The following is a 17,621-nucleotide window of genomic DNA, read 5'->3' as shown; positions in this document are numbered from 1 at the left end:
AGTATTGCAATCGAGTATCAATGGCCGAAGACGAACTCGAACCGCTGATCACCGAGTGTCCGAATTGCCGCACGCGATTCCGGGTCACCGAAACCCAGCTCCAGCTGGCGAATGGCCGGGTGCGCTGTGGTGCCTGTCTGACGGTATTCCACGGTGTGGATCATCTGCTCTGGGATGGCAGGGAAAGCCTTGCCGGTGGTGCCCGTGCGGAAGACGTGCTCGACGAAGTGCTCGAAGAGCTGAACGGTCCTCAGATGCCCGGGAAGAAGGCGCCGGCCGGACCGGCCGCTGAGCAGACGGCACCTCAGGAAACGTCGGCCAGCGAACCCTGGGTCAAACGCAGTGCGCCTTTTTTCGGTGGACGGGAACCGGTGGAAACACCCGGCGGCGCTGGACAGCAGCGGGTCAACCCGGATGCCTATTTCGACACCGACACCGACACCGACACCGACACCGACACCGACACCGACTCCCGGGGCGATGAGCAGGAGGCGACTCGGGACGACGACCTGGAAAGCTGGCAAAACGCACCATTCAAGATCCTCGGACCCGAACCTGAAATCGAGTCCGGGTCCGGGTTCGATTCCGATTCCGAACAGGCGTCTGAACCTGCAGCGGCGCCGCGGGCTGGGTCGGAGGAGGAGCACGCTGCAGCGGTTGCTGATACCGGGGCCGAAGCCAGGGATGTCTTCGAAGGGGCGCCCGATCCGCTGCCGGTTGAGGAGGTGGAGAAAGCGGATGGCCTGGAAGCGCCTGAAATAGTCGACACCGACCCGGTCGGGCGTCTGGATGCCGTGCTCAGGGAGCCGATCAGCTTCGCACCGGAACCGCGACGCTGGTGGGTACCGATCGCGATTGTCGTCGGTGTGGTGGCCCTGCTGCTGCAGATCTTCTGGTACCAGTTTCAGGTCTGGGGTCGAGACCCGGTGCTGCGCCCTCTGTACGCGGCGAGCTGCAGCCTGCTCGGCTGCACGTTGCCGGTGATGCAGGACCTGCGACAGATGCGCACCCGCAATCTGATCGTGCGCAGTCATCCGGACACGGCCAGGGCCCTCATCGTCGATGCGGTGATCGTGAACGAGTGGGACTATGCACAGCCCTATCCCGAATTGGAGCTGACTTTCAAATCCCTCGATGGGGAACTGGTTGCCGGCCGCCGCTTCAAGGCATCCGAGTATCTCTCCGGAGATCTGGCCGGGGGCGAGATGCCGCCCCATACGCCGATCCGGGTTGAACTCGAAATCGAGGATCCCGGACCGGAAGCGGTGAACTATTTTCTGACCTTCCGCTGATGCGCTTCCACTGATGCGCTTCCACTGCGGTGATCCCACTGAGGTGATCCTGCCGCGGTGGATGTACCTCGAGCGCTGCGGAGTCGCACAACTGCATCCAGTCATACGGATCCGCCAAACGATCGGGTATGATGGCACTCCTTTGCGAATTCCTGCCCGTCTTGGTTTCTATCGGCTCACATCAGCTCCGCAACGCCGTGGTACTGGCCCCGATGGCCGGTGTCACCGATGTGCCGTTCCGGTCACTGGCCTGGCGCTTCGGCGCCGGACTGGTGGTGTCCGAAATGGTTGCCAGCAGGGTGGCACTCTGGGACACCGATAAATCCCGAGCGCGCCGGCAGGCCGCCGATGGCGTCGATCCGCTGGTGGTGCAGATCGCAGGCGGTGACCCTCAGATGGTTGCGGATGCGGCCCGCCGTTTCTGGCAGGACGGCGCAGACATCATAGACATCAACTTCGGCTGTCCCGCCAAGAAGGTGTGCCGTAAAGCGGCGGGTTCTGCACTGCTCGCGGACGAACCTCTGGTTGCCCGCATCATTGCAGCGGCGGTAGCCGCCGTACCCATTCCGGTAACCATCAAAATGCGCACCGGCTTTTCCCCGGGGCAGAAAAACGGCACTGCCATCGCGCGTATGGCCGAGGACCTCGGCGTGCGTGCGATTGCGGTGCACGGACGGACCCGTGCCTGTCGATTCGAAGGCGCGGTGGAACATGATACGACAGCGGCCATCAAGGCCGCTGTCGATATTCCGGTGTTCGCCAACGGCGACATCGGCTCCGCCGCCCAGGCGCGGGCCGTACTCGAACGCACCGGAGCGGATGGGGTGATGATCGGTCGCGGCGCCCTCGGGGCACCCTGGCTGCCGGGGCAGATAGCGGGTGTGACCGGCGAACTGTCGCTCGCGGACAAACTGCTCACCCTGCGTGAGCATGTCACCCTGGTGCAGGCATTCTATGGTGATGCAGGCGTGCGCGTGGTGCGTAAACACGTGCAGTGGTATCTCGAAAAACTCACCGGACTGGGTGAACCCCTGTGGCGACGGGATCTCAGCCGTAGGTTCAACACGCTGGATAACGCAGCCGACCAGCTGCGTCTGCTCGACGGGCTGCTGCCCAGGGTGGCGGCGTGAGGGTCCCTTCGCTGCCGGGCCTGGTTGATGGACCGCATACACAATCCGACAGATAAGGGGTAACGACTCTGGACACCAATCTGGACAAGCAGGCAACGGTAAGACGGGCTCTGCTGAGTGTCTCGGACAAGACGGGTATCGAACAGATCGGCCGCGCGCTGGTGGAGACTGGTGTGGAGCTCCTGTCTACCGGCGGCACCTTCGCGGCGCTGAAATCTGCGGGTATCCCGGTCCGGGAAGTCGCCGAGCACACAGGATTTCCGGAGATGATGGATGGCCGGGTGAAAACCCTTCATCCGAAGATACACGGCGGAATTCTCGGTCGCCGGATTCAGGATGCGCAGGTGATGGAGGCCCATGGCATTGCCCCCATCGATCTGGTGATCGTGAATCTCTATCCCTTTGCCGAAACCGTGGCGCGAGCGGACTGCACCCGGGAACTCGCCATTGAAAACATCGACATCGGTGGCCCTGCGATGCTGCGTTCCGCGGCCAAGAACCATGCTGATGTGCTGGTGGTGGTGGATCCGTCCGACTACCAGGCCGTGGTAGCTGCCCTCAAATCAGGATCGACCTCCCTGGCAATGCGCCGGGCGTTTGCGGCGAAGGCCTTCCGGCATACGGCCCGCTACGACGCGATGGTCGCGGGCTGGTTTGCAGCGCAGGAGGCGGAAGGGGCAGGCGTGCTGTTTGCGGAGTCCTTCACGTTCACAGCGGACAAGCGCGACGACATGCGTTACGGCGAAAACCCCCATCAGGCGGCGGCTTTTTACGTGGAGCCCCGGGTTCGTCCCGGCACGGTAGCCGCCGCCGAGCAGCTGCAGGGTAAGGCCCTGTCATTCAACAACGTGGCGGATGCGGATGCGGCGCTGGAATGTGTGAAGGCTTTCGATGAACCAGCCTGTGTGATCGTAAAACACGCCAATCCCTGCGGGGTGGCGGAAGGTGCGGACATCGGTGAAGCCTATGAGCGCGCATTTGCGACCGACCCGACCTCTGCCTTCGGCGGCATCGTTGCGTTCAACAGAGCGCTGGATGCGGATACGCTGAATGGGATTCTCGATCGTCAGTTCGTTGAAGTGGTACTCGCACCGGAAATCACGGCGGATGCGGCAGCCGTTGCCGCACGCAAGAAAAACGTTCGGCTGCTGTGCACAGGCAGCCTCGAACGTGGTGGTCGCGGCCTGGACATCAGGCGGGTGGGTGGCGGAATACTCGTGCAGTCTGCGGATGAGTTGTGCTGGCAGGAAGCGGGACTCAAGGTCGTCAGCGAGCGGACGCCCACCGCGGCCGAACTGGTAGATCTGGCGTTTGCCTGGAAGGTTGCCTGGTTCGTCAAGTCCAACGCCATCGTCTACGCCCGGGACCGTCAGACCATTGGTGTGGGAGCGGGCCAGATGAGTCGGGTCGTGAGCGCGAAGATCGCCGGTCTGAAGGCGGCGGAAGAAGGACTCACCGTGCCAGGCTCGGTGATGGCATCGGATGCTTTCTTTCCCTTCCGGGACGGGATCGATGCGGCGGCCCAGGCGGGAATTACCGCCGTGATTCAGCCGGGCGGATCCGTGCGCGATGAGGAAGTGATCGCCGCGGCGGACGAGCATGGCATGGCAATGGTGTTCACCGGTGTGCGCCACTTCCGGCACTGAAGCGGGCGAGCGTGCATTCACTCCCACTGTTCGAGGTCGATTGATGAAGATTCTGGTGATCGGTAGCGGCGGGCGGGAACACGCGCTGGCCTGGAAGGCGGCTCAATCAACGTCTGTCGACAGGGTTTTCGTCGCACCCGGTAATGCCGGTACCGCGGCAGAGGCGGGTTGTGAAAATGTCGCCATCGATCCGCTGGATTTCGCAGCGCTGGTCGGCTTTGTGCGGGAAAAGGGTGTGGATCTGACCATTGTCGGACCGGAAGCCCCCCTGGTAGCTGGCGCCTGCGACTATTTCAGCGAGCGTGGACTGGCCTGTTTTGGCCCCGGCCGTGCGGCCGCCCGGCTCGAGGGATCCAAAGCTTTCAGCAAGGATTTTCTGGCCCGTCATCAAATCCCCACGGCTGAGTACAGAACTTTCACCACACTGGATGAAGCGCGCGCCTATGTTTCCGGCAAGGGTGTGCCTATCGTCATCAAAGCGGATGGGCTGGCCGCGGGTAAAGGGGTGGTCGTGGCGCGCACGATGGCGGAAGCTCAGCAGGCGCTGGCCGACATGCTCACCGGAGGCGCCTTTGGTGAGGCTGGTCGCCGGGTGGTGGTTGAGGAGTTTCTGGAAGGTGAAGAGGCCAGTTTCATCTGTCTGTGTGACGGGCACAACGCGGTGCCGTTCGCGAGTTCCCAGGATCACAAGGCTCGGGATGATGGCGATCTGGGCCCGAACACGGGAGGCATGGGGGCTTATTCACCCGCGCCGGTGGTTACCCCGCAAATCCACGAACGCATCATGCGTGAAGTGATCGAGCCGACCATTGCAGGGATGCGCGAGGACGGGTCGCCCTATGTGGGCTTTCTCTATGCCGGGTTGATGATCGCGGCAGATGGCACGCCCAGGGTCATCGAATTCAACTGCCGCTTCGGTGATCCCGAGGCCCAGCCGGTGATGATGCGGCTGCGATCGGACCTGGTTGAACTGTGCCGGCTTGCACTGTCGGGAAATCTCGCCGGAGTGGAGCTCGAGTGGGATCCCAGGGTCGCGCTGGGTGTGGTGATGGCGGCGGGTGGCTATCCGGATCACTACGAGAAAGGCGATCCTATCGATGGTCTCGATGATGTGTCGGATCCGGACATCAAAGCGTTTCATGCCGGCACAGTTCTCCAGAATGGCCGGGTCGTCACCAACGGTGGACGCGTCCTCTGTGTCGTCGGTCTCGGTGAATCGGTACAGGAAGCCCAGGCCAGAGCCTATGCAGGGGTGAGCCGGATAAGCTGGCGCAATCACTACTTCCGTCGCGATATCGGGCACCGGGCGCTCGCCCGGGAGAAGGCGCTGCTTTAGGGCATCTCTGATCAGGTTTCGATGCCTCGGAGCTTCCCGCAGCTGAACCGGATTCCACACAGCCTTGAGACCGGCGCAGGGGTGCCCGCCTGGCACAGTGCGGAGTCTGAGGCGCACACGCGCTGTCGCAGATCTCTCACGGTGGCGGTTTTTTCGTCGCGTTAGCTTTCGTGCATGCACGAACTGCTGCGTCGCTTCGATACCTTTGCGGATCTGGATAACGCTCTGCTCAGCACCATAAGCAGGCTGTGCAGTCGTGTGCGATTTCCCGCCGGCCGCTGGCTGCTGCGCCCCGGGCGCTCGCTGAATCACCATCATTTCCTGCTCAGCGGCAAAGTGCGCACCCTGTCACCCGAACGGGTGGTGCGTGCCTCGCGCACGGAAGCTCGCGCGCCTCTGTTTCCCGGCCATGCGGGAATATTCACACTCACAGACGTGGAAATGCTGCGCATCGGTTCCAGCGAGCTGGAATTTCTGCTCGAAAGCCGGCTGCCGGGCTGTGGCTCTGTGGATGAAGCGGGCGATCACTGGCAGCTGCGCTTCCTGCGCTCGCACATGATGGCGTCGCTGCCCATGTCCTGCTGGCAGAGTCTGCTGCGTGTTCTCGAACCCAGGGTGTACGAGGCCGGTGCAGATGTGGTGGTGGAAGGTATGCCGGTGCGGCCTGTGACCGTAGCGCGTGCGGCGAGCGCGGAATCCGCAGCCCCGCACTGCTACATCCTCGCCGCCGGCCGTGCAGTCATCCATCGCCGGGAAGGGGCCTGCGCGCGGCTGCTCAGGCGCCTCGGCCCCGGGGATTTCTTCGGCGAGGATGCTCTGCTCTCCGGGCGGCCCCGCAATGCTACGGTGACCGCCCTCGACAGAATCCGGGTGATGCGACTCGATGCGGCAGACTTTCAGCGCTTCCTGCTCAGCGCCATGGACGCCGAAAGTGCTGCTGCGAAACTGCCCCAGGGGCAGCCGGATTCCTCGCGGTACTCCAACATCGCCAGCAGCCTGGTGCGGATCGATGTCGCCACCGGCCTGCGTGAACGTCTCGAGAGTCTGGATCCCTGCGGCAGCTATCTGCTCCAGGGCGATGATCCGGGCCTCGTGGCGCTGGCGCTGTTTCTGTTGCGGCAGCGGGGCATCCGCGCCCGTCAGGGCTGACCGCTACCGGAAAGTAGTTTGCTGGCCGGCAGCGGTCTGCGGGCGTTTTTTACCGTCCGGAATCGGCATTTTCAGGTTCACACGATTGATCCGGAGGATCCCGGCGGTCTATATGGGGTATCGAAGATCGGTGAGCGTCAGTGCACGACGAAGATCTCAGACTCGCGAAGCGCGTCGTCCGCAAGGACCGGAGAGCTGCTGAGGAATTCTTCAACAGCTATTTCCCGCGTCTGTATCGATTCGTCGCCCTGCGTGCACCACAGGACAGTGTCTGTGAGGATCTGGTGCAGGAAACCCTGATCAAAGCAATTCGACATCTCGAAGGCTACCGGGGGGAGGCCGCCCTCTTCACCTGGCTGTGTCAGATCGCCCGGAATCAGATCAGCGACTACTATCGGTACCACGAGCGCAAACAGGCACCGCTGGTAAGTCTGGACGATGATCCCCAGGTGCGGGCTGTCCTCGAAAGTCTGAGCCTTGAGAACGACAATCCGGCTGAGCGGATGATGATCACCCAGATCGTCCAACTGACCCTGGATTATCTGCCCGATCAGTACAGCCGCGCACTCGAGTGGAAGTATCTGGAAGGAATGACCGTTGAGGAAATCGCCCGTCGTCTGGATACCGGGGTGGTCGCTGCCCAGTCGTTGCTGGCAAGAGCGCGTACGGCATTCCGCACCGGGTTCAGGGAAGTGCAGCTGGAAGTTGGCGCTTCAGCTGCTGGAGGAACAGCATGAGTCGGCATACGCGAACCGGACCCGGGATCCCGGCCGGGACATCACTCGAAGGGCGGGACGAAGACATCCGCCGTCTTCTCGCGGCGTCCGGCCCGAGACCCCAGCCCCCTGAAGAGATGGAGCGCAGAGTACGGGCGGCGGTACTGGACGCTGTGGATGCGCTGCCTGACCCGGGCCGGGATCGATTCCGCGTCAGCGCAATGCTGCCTCGGGTGCCGGCCTTTGCCGTGGCCGCTTCTGTGCTGTTCGCGGTGGTTGTGGCCTACTACTTCGCGGGCGCAGGAATCGGCGGGCATGACGCTGCAGCGGCACGCATTGCATTCGCGTCCGGCGGCTATACGGTGCGCGGAAGTGCCAGCAAACCGGATGCGGAGTGGATCGCACCCGGCACCATCGTCCAGACGTCGACCCAGGGTCGAGTGCTGCTCGAACTGAGTGATGGGGTGACAGTGCGGATCGATCAGCTCAGCAGTGCTACCTTCCACAGTGGCAGAGAAGTCTGGCTGCATCGTGGTCGGATCTATGTGGATGCTGCTGGCGCAGGATCGCTGCAGGTGACGACACCGAATGCCTCGATCAGAGACATAGGGACTCAATTCGAAGTCTCCCTGGACGGTGAGCGGCTGACGATCGCAGTGCGTGAAGGGGATGTGGAAGTCTCCACCAGCAGTGAGCTGATCCGTGCCGGAGTCCGCGAGGGCATGGGTGAAATGATCGCACTGGATGGGATGACTCTGGCGGATCGGACATCGATCGCGCCCACCGACCCCCACTGGCAGTGGACCCAGAGTGCGCGCCCGCTGTTCAGCCTGGGAGGACGCAGTGTGGCTGAGTACCTCGACTGGGTCGCACGGGAGACCGGTCAACGCCTGGTATTTGAAAGTGAACTGGTGCGGCAGCAGGCAGGATTGCAGGAATTTTTCGGCAAAGGCGAAGCCGACACCAACGTGGAGCAGATACTCCGTACAACACGATTCCAGCTCAAAAAGGATGCAGTGCATGAGCTTGTCGTGGGGTTCTCTGCGGGTTAGGGAACTCCGCCTGCGGGCAATCGGATGGCTGATTGCGGTAGCGCTGCTGCCGGGATTGTCCCTGGCTGCCGCTCAGGCCCCGTCAGGCCCCGACCATAGTCGGGACGACGGGCATCCGGTCGACGGCCTTCCTCTGGCCGATGTCATCACTGCGCTCGAAGCGTCCGGCGAAGTGTTCGTTTACTCCAGCGATCTGATTCGGCCGGACACGCTGATTGATGTCCCGGACCGCCGTCCGTTTTCCCTGGACGATCTGCGTCGGGGACTCAGAGCACTGGATCTCACCCTCGAGCGGGGTACAGGGCAGAGCTGGCTGATTGTCCCCATCGATACCCGGGAAAGGGGCGCGCCGCCACCGGCGTCGGTGGAAGGCAGAGTGCTGGATGCGCAATCCGGCGAACCCGTGGCCGGTGTCCGTGTGGAGATCGGCGGCCTCGTGCTCTATACGGATGCCCAGGGCCGATTCAGGTTTCCAGCCTCTGGTGTTCGAGCGCGGCCGGCTCAGGCTGTGCATGTCAGTCGCGACGGCTATCAGAGCAGACAGATCGAAGCAGCCCCCTCCCTGGACGCCCTGCTGGAAATTCCCCTTGATCCGCGCCCGGAGATCGAGGAAATCATCGTTGTTTCCAGTCGCTATGCGTTGCGGGGCAGCCACGGTGGCAGTGTCCACACCATCGACGCCTATGAACTCGATGCGGTACCGGAGATCGGCGACGACGCACTGCGTGTCGCCAACCATCTGCCCGGAGCCGCAACCATCGGACTGTCCGCAGCACCCCATTTCCGGGGCGGCCTGCGGGATGAAACCCTGGTGCTTTTCAACGGCGTCGAGCTGCTCGAGCCGTTTCATCTGCGGGACTTCCAGAGCGTCTTCTCCGGCTTCAATCCGAGTCTGGTGAAATCTGTCGACGTCTATACCGGTGGTTTTCCGGCGCGCTATGGTGACCGCATGAGTGCGGTGCTGGACATCGAAGCGGCGGACGACATCGATCGATTCGGCGCTGAACTGATGCTGAGCTTTCTCACTGCCTCGGCTTCCGCCGTGGGAGTGGTGGATGAGGGTCGGGGTCGCTGGTCGGCATCCGCGCGTCGCGGCAATCTGGATCTGGTGGTGGATCTGGTAAACAAGCAGGTGGGGGACCCGACCTATTCGGATCTCTTCGGCAGCTTCGCCTATGAACTTGCGCCACTTACCGAAGTGGAAGCAGGCTTCATCGTCTACAACGATGACGTGCTGCTCCAGGAACTGGACGATCTCCCCGGCAGCGAACTGGGCGTGGAAGGTGAGCAGGCGGAATCCCGTTACAAGAACGCCTATGTCTGGACCCAGCTCCACCATCAGTGGGGTCCCAGAACTTTTTCGAGCACGGTGATCTCCTACGGTGACATCCGGCACAAACGCAAAGGATTCATCGTAGATGAAGACCCCGAGGAAGGATCGAGCACCCTCGATGACGATCGATCCTTCGATCTGTGGAACATCGGCCATCGCCAGCAGTGGCGTTACTCGGATCAGCTCGGTTTCGAATTTGGTGCCGAGTACGCTTATCAGAGTGGCAGGTACGATACCCGGGCCCAGATCATCCGGGGTGAGCTTGCCGAGCTGACGGGGCTGACGGAGGAGGAGACACGACGGGTGCGGGTGGATCCCGATGGAGCAAGCGGCGACGCTTACGGGTCGGTGCGAATCCTGCCTGCGGACTGGCTCGCGCTGGAACTGGGCGTGCGCTGGGATTTTCAGGATTTTGGTGATGACTTCGAGCAGCAGTTCAGTCCGCGCTTCTCCGCACTCATCGATCTCGGCGATGACACCCAGCTGCGGGCGTCGGCGGGCCGCTTCCACCAGGCGGAACAGATTCATGAGCTGCAGGCGGCGGACGGTGTCGAGCACTTCCAGCTGCCCCAGTATTCGGATCACTACATCCTGGGCGTGAGCCACCGCTTCGCGAACAGCGGAGTGAGCGCGCGCGTGGAAGGGTTCTACAAGCGCATCAGAGATCCGAAACGGCGCTACGAAAACCTGTTCAATGCACTGGTGCTGATGCCGGAGCTGGCTTCGGACCGGGTGGCTGTCGAGCCGGAAGAAGCACAGGTGCGTGGTCTGGAAGCCACTCTGCGTTATCAGCCGAACGATGCATTCCGCAGCTGGCTCAGTTACACGCGCTCCCGGGCGGAGGATCGTATTGATGGGGACTGGCAGCGCCGCGGCTGGGACCAGACCCATGCCATCTCCAGCGGTTTCCTCTGGCAAGCGAGGCAATGGGCGTTTTCCGCCGCCGTGCTCTGGCACTCGGGCTGGCAGACCACCCGGCTGCCGGATCTGATCGATGCGGACAATCTCCTCGCCCTCGAACGCAACAGCTCACGGCTGCCGGACTATCTGTCCGTCGATGTGCGGATCGCCCGATCCTGGCACTGGCCGCGGCAGACCCTGACGCTGTTCGCTGAAATCACCAACCTGCTCAATCACGAGAATGTGGGAGCGTACGAATACAGCCTTGAAGAGATCGAAGACAGCGACGACTATCGGGTGATATCCGAGCCTGTGACCCTGCTGCCACTGGTGCCTTCAATCGGCGTGCGCTGGACGTTCGACTGAGGTGCAGAGCCGAGGACACTGCCACCGGCTGATCCTGGTGGGTGTCTTCGAGTTGATGCGCGGATCGGGCAGATTGTTTTTTCGGCAGCGCCGCCTCTAAGACTGATCTGAACATTGAGGCTGCATGCGATGTCTGGCGCTGCGTATTTCATAGCGCGCCGCTTCCGCGGTCGGACAATGGTTCCAGGGCGGTTCACCATCATGCTGGTGGTGGCGGGCGTTTACCTGCTTCTGGCAACGATTGTCCGGCTCGGTCTCTGGGCACAGCTGCCCGGCTCGGAGGGAGTCAGTGCGGACGCACTGCCGGCAGTGCTGGCTGCGGGGTTACTCTACGACTGTGGGTTTCTGCTTCTGGCGAGTCTACCCTGTGCGCTGATTCTTTGGCTGATTCCCGAAGGGCTGTGGTCTACACGGCTGTGCGCCAGACTCGTGCATGGAGCGTTCTTCTGTTGCATTTACACCCTGGGCTTTGTCAGCGTGGCCGAGTGGCTGTTCTGGAAAGAGTTTCAGACCCGGTTCAATTTCATCGCCGTCGACTATCTTGTCTACCGGCAGGAGGTCACGGAAAACATCTGGGAATCCTATCCGGTCGCCTGGCTGCTGTCGGGTGTTCTGGTGCTGAGTCTCGCCATCAGCTTCGGTGTCCGGCGCCGCCTGTCCGCGGCCATTGTCTGCAGCCAGCCTTTCCCTGTGAGGACCCGCTACTTTTTTACGCTTCTGGCACTCGCGCTGCTTGCCTGCATCCTCCTCGACCAGGCACCCCGGGAGCAGTTCCACAATGCCTACAGCCGTGAACTGGCTTCTTCCGGGCCGTTCCAGTTTTTCGCCGCCTTCCGCAACAATGAACTCGACTACGACCAGCTCTATCTCACCGCGGACGGGTCGGCGGTCTCAACCGAACTGAGACACCGGCTCGATGCAGCGAATGCGGTGCTGTTCGATCCGGATCCCCAGGGTGTCTATCGCCACATCGACAACCCCGGTGCGGAGCGGCGGTTCAATGTTGTGCTCATCATGGTGGAGAGTCTCAGCGCCTCTTATCTGACCCGGTTCGGGGAGCATGCGGACATCACGCCGAATCTGGACCGGCTGACCGGGAAAAGCCTGTTTTTCTCGAATCTGTATGCCACCGGCACCCGAACCACACGGGGACTGGAGGCCGTGACTCTGTCGATGCCACCGACACCGGGGCGTTCCATCGTCAAACGCCTCGGCCGGGAAAGCGGCTTCTGGTCGCTGGGCAATGTGCTCAGGGAAAAAGGCTACGACTCGCGCTTTATCTATGGTGGCCGGGGCTACTTCGACAACATGAACGCTTTTTTTGCCGGTAATGGTTACGAGGTTTCAGACCAGTCTTCCGTTCCGGACGATGCGATCAGCTTCAGCAACGCCTGGGGTATGGCGGACGAAGACCTGTATTCCTTCGCGCTGTCTGTGGCGGACGCCGATCAGGCGGCGGGCAGGCCGTTCTTTTTTCATCTGATGACGACCTCGAATCACCGGCCCTACACCTATCCCGAGGGTCGTATTCCCATCCCTTCCGGAACCGGCAGGCAGGGTGCCGTGATGTACACCGATTTCGCGATCGGGCAATTCCTCACACAGGCGCGTCATCACGCCTGGTTCGACAACACGCTGTTCGTCATCGTGGCGGATCATTGCGCCGGCAGCGCGGGCAAGGAATCCCTGCCCGTCGAGCGTTACCACATCCCGATGTGGGTCTACGCACCCGGGCATGTGGTGGCGGAGGATTATCAGCGCCTGGCGAGTCAGATCGATGTCGCGCCCACGCTTCTCGGGCTGATGCACATGGATTACGACTCCAGTGCCTTCGGTGACGATCTGCTGCAGGGCTCGCCGTCCGCCCGGGCGCTCATCGGCAACTATCAGTACCTCGGGCTGCTGGAAGACCAACAGATGACCATTCTCGAACCACGCCGGAGAGTGGAGCAGTATGACTATGCCTCTCCCGAGGCAGTGACGCTCGAAGTCGCGCAGAACTCGCCGTACATCCTCAAGGCCCAGAGCTATTACCAGGCCGCGGCCTGGATATACGAACACCGGCTCAACGACTGGGAGCGTCGGCAACTTCCAGCGCTGCACAGCGGTTGACGGATTGAAACCGCATGGACTGCAATTGATCTGCCGGCAGAACAGCGGCCATCAGCTGCGACTTCTCTGCGCCTTCGGTCTGACGCTGGCAGCGGTCAGGGTTTTCGATCTCGATCGGCAGATGGCTGACCTGCTCTATAGACTCGAAGGCGGCGCCTGGTCGCTGCGGGAGAATCCGCTGCTCGATCTCGGACTGCATCGTGGCGGACGCTGGCTGGTCGTCGGCTTCGGTGTTGCCGTGCTGAGCCTGTGGCTGCTGACGCTGTGCAGCACACGCTTCGGATCATTGCGCAGGCCGCTCGGCTACCTGCTCGCTTCGATGTCGCTGAGTACGCTGCTGATAGCCGCCTGGAAGTCGGTGAGTGCGGATGCCTGTCCCTGGAGTCTGGCGCGCTATGGTGGCGACCTGTCGCAGTCCGCTGCCGGGGACAGTGTAGCCGGCCACTGTTTTCCGGCGGGGCACGCAGGTGCTGGATTCTGTCTGCTCGGTCTGTATTTTCTTGCCAGCCGTTATGCGCCTTCCTGTCGTGTGCCGATGCTGCTTGTGCCCCTGATACTGGGTGGCGTGTTCGGAATGGCTCAGCAGTTGCGCGGCGCGCACTTCCTCTCACACGATCTGTGGTCTGCGCTGTGCTGCTGGCTGGTAGCCGGGCTGCTGGCGAGGTGGCTGCTCGACGATCGCCCTAGTGCTCAGTCAGCGTCAGCAGGATGTCCGAGTACCAGGCGCAGTTGAGTCCCAGTGCTTCGTCGAGTTCGAGATCCCGGGTACCCACATCCAGGCGTGCTGAGTGGACGCCGAGCAGGACCCACTGCAGATCGCCGAGCGCCGGATTCTCTACCCGGGCGCGCATCACCACAGGCGCCCCGCTGGTGCCTCTGTGGGTGCGGGCATCGGTGAGAAAGTAGCCTTCACCCTGGAAGCGCAGCCCGAAAGAGGAGGCCACCACCGCCTGGCGGACTACCGCGGTACGGTGCAGGGCGTCGTGGAAGCCAAGGGGGAAACCCACCACGAGCAGAGAGGTACCGACCTCCACCTGGTCCGCTGGATCCTGCAGATGAGCCGGCGTGAAAGCGCGGAAATAGGCTGTTGCAGGCAGTGCAGGGCGGTGAATTTCCACGACTGCGACGTCGACCTCGCCAGCCGCATCGGTGGCCTGGCGCCAGACACTGCGACCGCCCTGGTACAGGGGAATGGAAAAGCCGGTCGCGTGTGCGATGTTCTTCGGGTCGATATGCAGTTCGATCTCCAGGCGGTCGGGATTGTGTCCACTTGCCTCATCGATGACCACATGACGACTGGTGACGAGAAACAGCCGATCGTCGCGCGCGAAGAAGAACCCGCTCGCATTGGTCAGCCCTTTCTGACCGTCGAAGGTCAGAATGCGCGCCGTGGAGAGCAGCAGCGATTCGATCATGTCGTGACGGCCGATCGGGAACGAGAGAGGGCCGCGCTGCAGTCGGTCAGGCCCCGGAGTATTCGCGGTTGCTTCGCCATAACCGCGCATTCTGGGCTACCGGCGGTGGCTGCGTCCAATTGCCCGGTCTGCTGCCGGATTCAGCACTCAGGCCCTGACCGTACGCCCGTTGGCCCACTGCCTCAGACTGGCAATGCTCTCCGCGCGCATTACCGAGATCGGATAGGTGCGATTCAGGGCGGCCACCACATCGGCCTGGGTCACTTTGTCCCGTTTTGAGCTCGCCAGATAGCGGGCGGATACGATGGCTTCTTCGATTTCGGCGCCGGTAAAGCCTTCGGCTTCTGCGGCGAGTTCGATCAGATCGAAATCCGCCGGATCGAGTCCGCGTTTGCCCAGGTGGATGCGGAAGACTTCCTCGCGAATGTCAGACTCCGGCAGGTCGACGAAAAACACTTCGTCCATCCGTCCCTTACGCACCAGTTCAGGCGGCAGATCGCTGATGTCGTTGGCGGTGGCGACGATGAACACCGGTTTGTTGTTCTCCGCCATCCACGTCAGCAGCGTGCTCAGCACCCGTTTCGAGGTTGCGTTGTCGGACTGACCGGTGGCTATGCCCTTTTCGATTTCGTCCATCCACAGCACACAGGGCGCCATCAGTTCTGCCTGTTTGAGGGAGTTGCGCAGGTTGCGCTCTGTCTCGCCGAAGAACTTGTTGTAGAGCGTGCCGAAGTCCAGGCGCAGCAGCGGAATCCCCCAGAACCCGGCGACTGCCTTTGCGGCCAGGGATTTGCCACCACCCTGCACGCCGAGCAGCATCACACCGCGCGGCCGGTCGTCGTCTGCGTGCAGGAAAGCGTCTCTGCGCAGTTCCAGCCAGGCCTTGAGATTGTCCAGCCCTGCGACATCCGCAAAAGTCTGGGTGTCGTACTCGAATCTCAGCACCCCTTCGGAATCGAGGAGCTCGAATTTCAGTTTGTTGACTTCCGGGATGTCCGATTCGGTGATGGCGCCGTCGCCATAAACGGCGTGGCGCACCAGCATGCGGGCGTCCGCATGAGAAACACCGCGGAGGTTGGCGATGAGTTTCTTCAAGGTCCGGTTGTCGGTGCGGACCTTGCGGCCCTGATGCTGTTCCGCCCATTCCCTGGCCTGGGTGCGCACCAGGGCCATGAGTTCTTCATCACTCGGCAGATGCAGATGAAATTTGGCCGTTACCCGACCGAGTTCCTGGGGTACGCTGAACTGGTGACTGAGCAGGACGATCGTGTTGTTGAGCCGATCGTGATCGAGGGCAATGTCCTTGAGGTAGCGGATCGATTTCGGCTGATCCGTGAGATAGGGATGGAAATCGCAGAGCACATAGAGCGATGGTCCCGGATTGACCGCGATATGTTTCAGCAGCGCTTCCGGATCCACCATCTCGCCCGCGTCAGCCACAGCAGACCCGAATCCGCCCAGCTCGAGCCCCCGGGTGACGCGCCATTCATAGAAGGCCATCTGGCGCTGCATGGCGAATCGCAGCAGCAGTGCCAGCACCCGCCGTTCGTCGTGGGACTCCACGACGACGATGGGAATCCTCGCATCGAGGATCATGCTAAGATCTTTGGTGTCCGCCATCCGTTGCGACCCGATCCGCTCTGAAATTTCTGCCGGAACCCGTAAGTCCGGACGCCCGTTGTTGCACCAGCCGCGTCTGCCGTGCCTGTTGCGCCCCGTAGTCGTTGGGGTAAAGTTCCTGCCCTACGCATCCTAACCAGAGTGTGACGGAGCCTCGAGTCAATGAGCACAGATTGCCTGTTCTGCAAGATCGTCAATCGGGAGCTGCCTGCCGACATCGTCTTCGAAGACGACGGTTTCATCGCTTTCAACGACATCAGCCCTCAGGCGCCGACACACCTGCTCATTATTCCGAAAAAACACTTCGCAACAGTGAACGACTTAACCGTTGCAGACATCGATGTGCCGGGTGGGCTGATTTTGCGGGCGAAAGCACTCGCGGTCGAGAAGGGCATCGCAGAAAGCGGTTATCGTCTGATTTTCAACTGCAATGCTGAAGGTGGCCAGACGGTCTACCACATCCACCTGCACCTGCTGGGTGGTCGTCAGTTGAAGGCACTTGGCTGATGTCATTCGTCGATGATCTGATTCGCGGCGTGGACGGCGCGCTGCGTACCCTGACCGGAGCCGTAGCAGCCGAGCGACCGAATCCGGGGCTGGATGTCCGGGATGGCTCGCTCAGCGAGGAAGAAGAGCGTCACGCTGCCGGACTGATGCGGGTCAATCACGCCGGGGAGATCTGTGCTCAGGCGCTCTATGAGGGTCAGGCACTGACTGCAAGGGATTCGCACACCCGGGAGGCTCTGCTGGCTGCAGCACGGGAGGAAACGGATCATCTGGCCTGGTGCGAAGAGCGTCTCGAGGAACTCGGCAGCCGCCCCAGCGTGCTCAATCCGCTGTTCTATGCCGCCTCCTATGCGCTGGGGGCAGCCACAGGGCTGATGGGGGATCGGGTCAGCCTCGGTTTTGTGGAGGCCACGGAAGACCAGGTCTGTCGGCACCTCGAGTCCCATCTGGAATCTCTGCCGAGTCAGGATGAGCGCAGCCGGCGCATCATTGAACAGATGCACAGCGATGAGGCCAGGCATGGTGCAGCGGCACTTGCAGCCGGTGGTGTGGAATTTCCCCGGCCTGTGAAAGATGCCATGTCGCTGGCGTCCCGGGTCATGACCCGGACTACCTACGAGATCTGAGGAGCGTCCCGGACTTCGAAATCGTGGGAGATCTTTACCCCGCCTTTTTCGAGCATCCGTGACGCGGAGCAGTACTTGTCCGCTGACAGTGAGACTGCCCTGGCCACCTTTTCCGGATCCAGGCCGTTACCGGTCACCACGAAGTGCAGGTGGATGGTTTCGAAGACCTGGGGAATGGTGCTGGCGCGCTCGGCCGTGAGTTCGGTCACACAACCGGCGATTTTCTGACGCGATTTTTCCAGGATGGTGACGACATCGTAGGAGGCGCATCCGCCCAGCCCGATCAGCACCAGTTCCATCGGGCGGCTGCCGCGATTGCTGCCGCCACTGCTTTCCGGTCCATCCATCAGCACGTCATGACCGGAGTCCGCCCGGGCCCTGAAATGAACCTTATCTATCCATTGTATTTTTGCGTACACGA

At 62.0% G+C, this 17,621-nt stretch carries 15 protein-coding genes; 12 read left to right on the top strand and 3 right to left on the bottom strand.

Annotation, left to right across the window (positions count from 1 at the left end):
- The first annotated feature begins 20 nt into the window (after positions 1–20).
- The 10 genes from R3E82_17650 to R3E82_17605 all read left to right on the top strand — a co-directional run bounded on the left by R3E82_17650 (position 21) and on the right by R3E82_17605 (position 13,765).
- On the top strand, positions 21–1,292 hold the full coding sequence (locus R3E82_17650) for a DUF3426 domain-containing protein (protein ID MEZ5552710.1): 1,272 nt from the start codon (positions 21–23) through the stop codon (positions 1,290–1,292).
- Positions 1,293–1,423: 131 nt separating this feature from the next.
- Positions 1,424–2,422: a tRNA dihydrouridine synthase DusB gene (gene dusB, locus R3E82_17645; GenBank protein ID MEZ5552709.1), complete on the top strand. Its 999-nt coding sequence runs from the start codon at positions 1,424–1,426 to the stop codon at positions 2,420–2,422.
- A gap of 80 nt (positions 2,423–2,502) precedes the next feature.
- Positions 2,503–4,068 carry a bifunctional phosphoribosylaminoimidazolecarboxamide formyltransferase/IMP cyclohydrolase gene (purH, locus tag R3E82_17640; protein MEZ5552708.1) on the top strand — a complete coding sequence of 522 codons (1,566 nt, stop codon included), beginning with the start codon at positions 2,503–2,505 and terminating at the stop codon, positions 4,066–4,068.
- 43 nt (positions 4,069–4,111) lie between these two features.
- Positions 4,112–5,404, top strand: a complete 1,293-nt coding sequence (purD, locus tag R3E82_17635) for a phosphoribosylamine--glycine ligase (protein ID MEZ5552707.1) — start codon at positions 4,112–4,114, stop codon at positions 5,402–5,404.
- 174 nt (positions 5,405–5,578) lie between these two features.
- Entirely contained in the window at positions 5,579–6,553 is a 975-nt protein-coding gene (locus R3E82_17630) for a cyclic nucleotide-binding domain-containing protein (GenBank protein ID MEZ5552706.1), read from the top strand.
- Positions 6,554–6,693: 140 nt separating this feature from the next.
- Positions 6,694–7,290, top strand: a complete 597-nt coding sequence (locus R3E82_17625; GenBank protein ID MEZ5552705.1) for an RNA polymerase sigma factor — start codon at positions 6,694–6,696, stop codon at positions 7,288–7,290.
- Positions 7,287–8,321 (top strand): FecR family protein, encoded by a 1,035-nt coding sequence (locus R3E82_17620; protein MEZ5552704.1) that lies wholly within the window; start codon positions 7,287–7,289, stop codon positions 8,319–8,321. The genes R3E82_17625 and R3E82_17620 overlap by 4 nt, the downstream gene beginning before the upstream one ends.
- Positions 8,290–10,920, top strand: coding sequence for a TonB-dependent receptor (locus R3E82_17615; protein ID MEZ5552703.1), 2,631 nt, complete (start codon positions 8,290–8,292; stop codon positions 10,918–10,920). The genes R3E82_17620 and R3E82_17615 overlap by 32 nt, the downstream gene beginning before the upstream one ends.
- A gap of 177 nt (positions 10,921–11,097) precedes the next feature.
- Positions 11,098–13,032 carry an LTA synthase family protein gene (locus R3E82_17610; protein ID MEZ5552702.1) on the top strand — a complete coding sequence of 645 codons (1,935 nt, stop codon included), beginning with the start codon at positions 11,098–11,100 and terminating at the stop codon, positions 13,030–13,032.
- Between the two features lie 4 nt (positions 13,033–13,036).
- Positions 13,037–13,765: a phosphatase PAP2 family protein gene (locus R3E82_17605; GenBank protein MEZ5552701.1), complete on the top strand. Its 729-nt coding sequence runs from the start codon at positions 13,037–13,039 to the stop codon at positions 13,763–13,765.
- On the opposite strand, the gene R3E82_17600 is transcribed toward R3E82_17605, so the two are convergent.
- Positions 13,716–14,447 carry a serine protease gene (locus R3E82_17600; GenBank protein MEZ5552700.1) on the bottom strand — a complete coding sequence of 244 codons (732 nt, stop codon included), beginning with the start codon at positions 14,445–14,447 and terminating at the stop codon, positions 13,716–13,718. The two genes, R3E82_17605 and R3E82_17600, sit on opposite strands and share 50 nt — an antisense overlap.
- A 147-nt stretch (positions 14,448–14,594) precedes the next feature.
- Positions 14,595–16,043: an AAA family ATPase gene (locus tag R3E82_17595; GenBank protein MEZ5552699.1), complete on the bottom strand. Its 1,449-nt coding sequence runs from the start codon at positions 16,041–16,043 to the stop codon at positions 14,595–14,597.
- A gap of 186 nt (positions 16,044–16,229) precedes the next feature.
- Here R3E82_17595 and R3E82_17590 point away from each other — a divergent pair, with 186 nt between their 5' ends.
- Positions 16,230–16,574: a histidine triad nucleotide-binding protein gene (locus R3E82_17590; protein ID MEZ5552698.1), complete on the top strand. Its 345-nt coding sequence runs from the start codon at positions 16,230–16,232 to the stop codon at positions 16,572–16,574.
- Entirely contained in the window at positions 16,574–17,200 is a 627-nt protein-coding gene (gene coq7 / locus R3E82_17585) for a 2-polyprenyl-3-methyl-6-methoxy-1,4-benzoquinone monooxygenase (GenBank protein ID MEZ5552697.1), read from the top strand. Before R3E82_17590 ends, coq7 begins: the two co-directional genes overlap by 1 nt.
- Here the strand turns inward: coq7 and R3E82_17580 are convergent.
- Entirely contained in the window at positions 17,188–17,619 is a 432-nt protein-coding gene (locus tag R3E82_17580; GenBank protein ID MEZ5552696.1) for an OsmC family protein, read from the bottom strand. The two genes, coq7 and R3E82_17580, sit on opposite strands and share 13 nt — an antisense overlap.
- Positions 17,620–17,621: the final 2 nt, after the last annotated feature.

It is taken from the genome of Pseudomonadales bacterium, from assembly GCA_041395945.1.
Classification (GTDB): domain Bacteria; phylum Pseudomonadota; class Gammaproteobacteria; order Pseudomonadales; family Azotimanducaceae; genus SZUA-309.
Note: the sequence above shows the minus strand (reverse complement) of the source record. Positions and strands in the feature narration are given on the sequence as shown.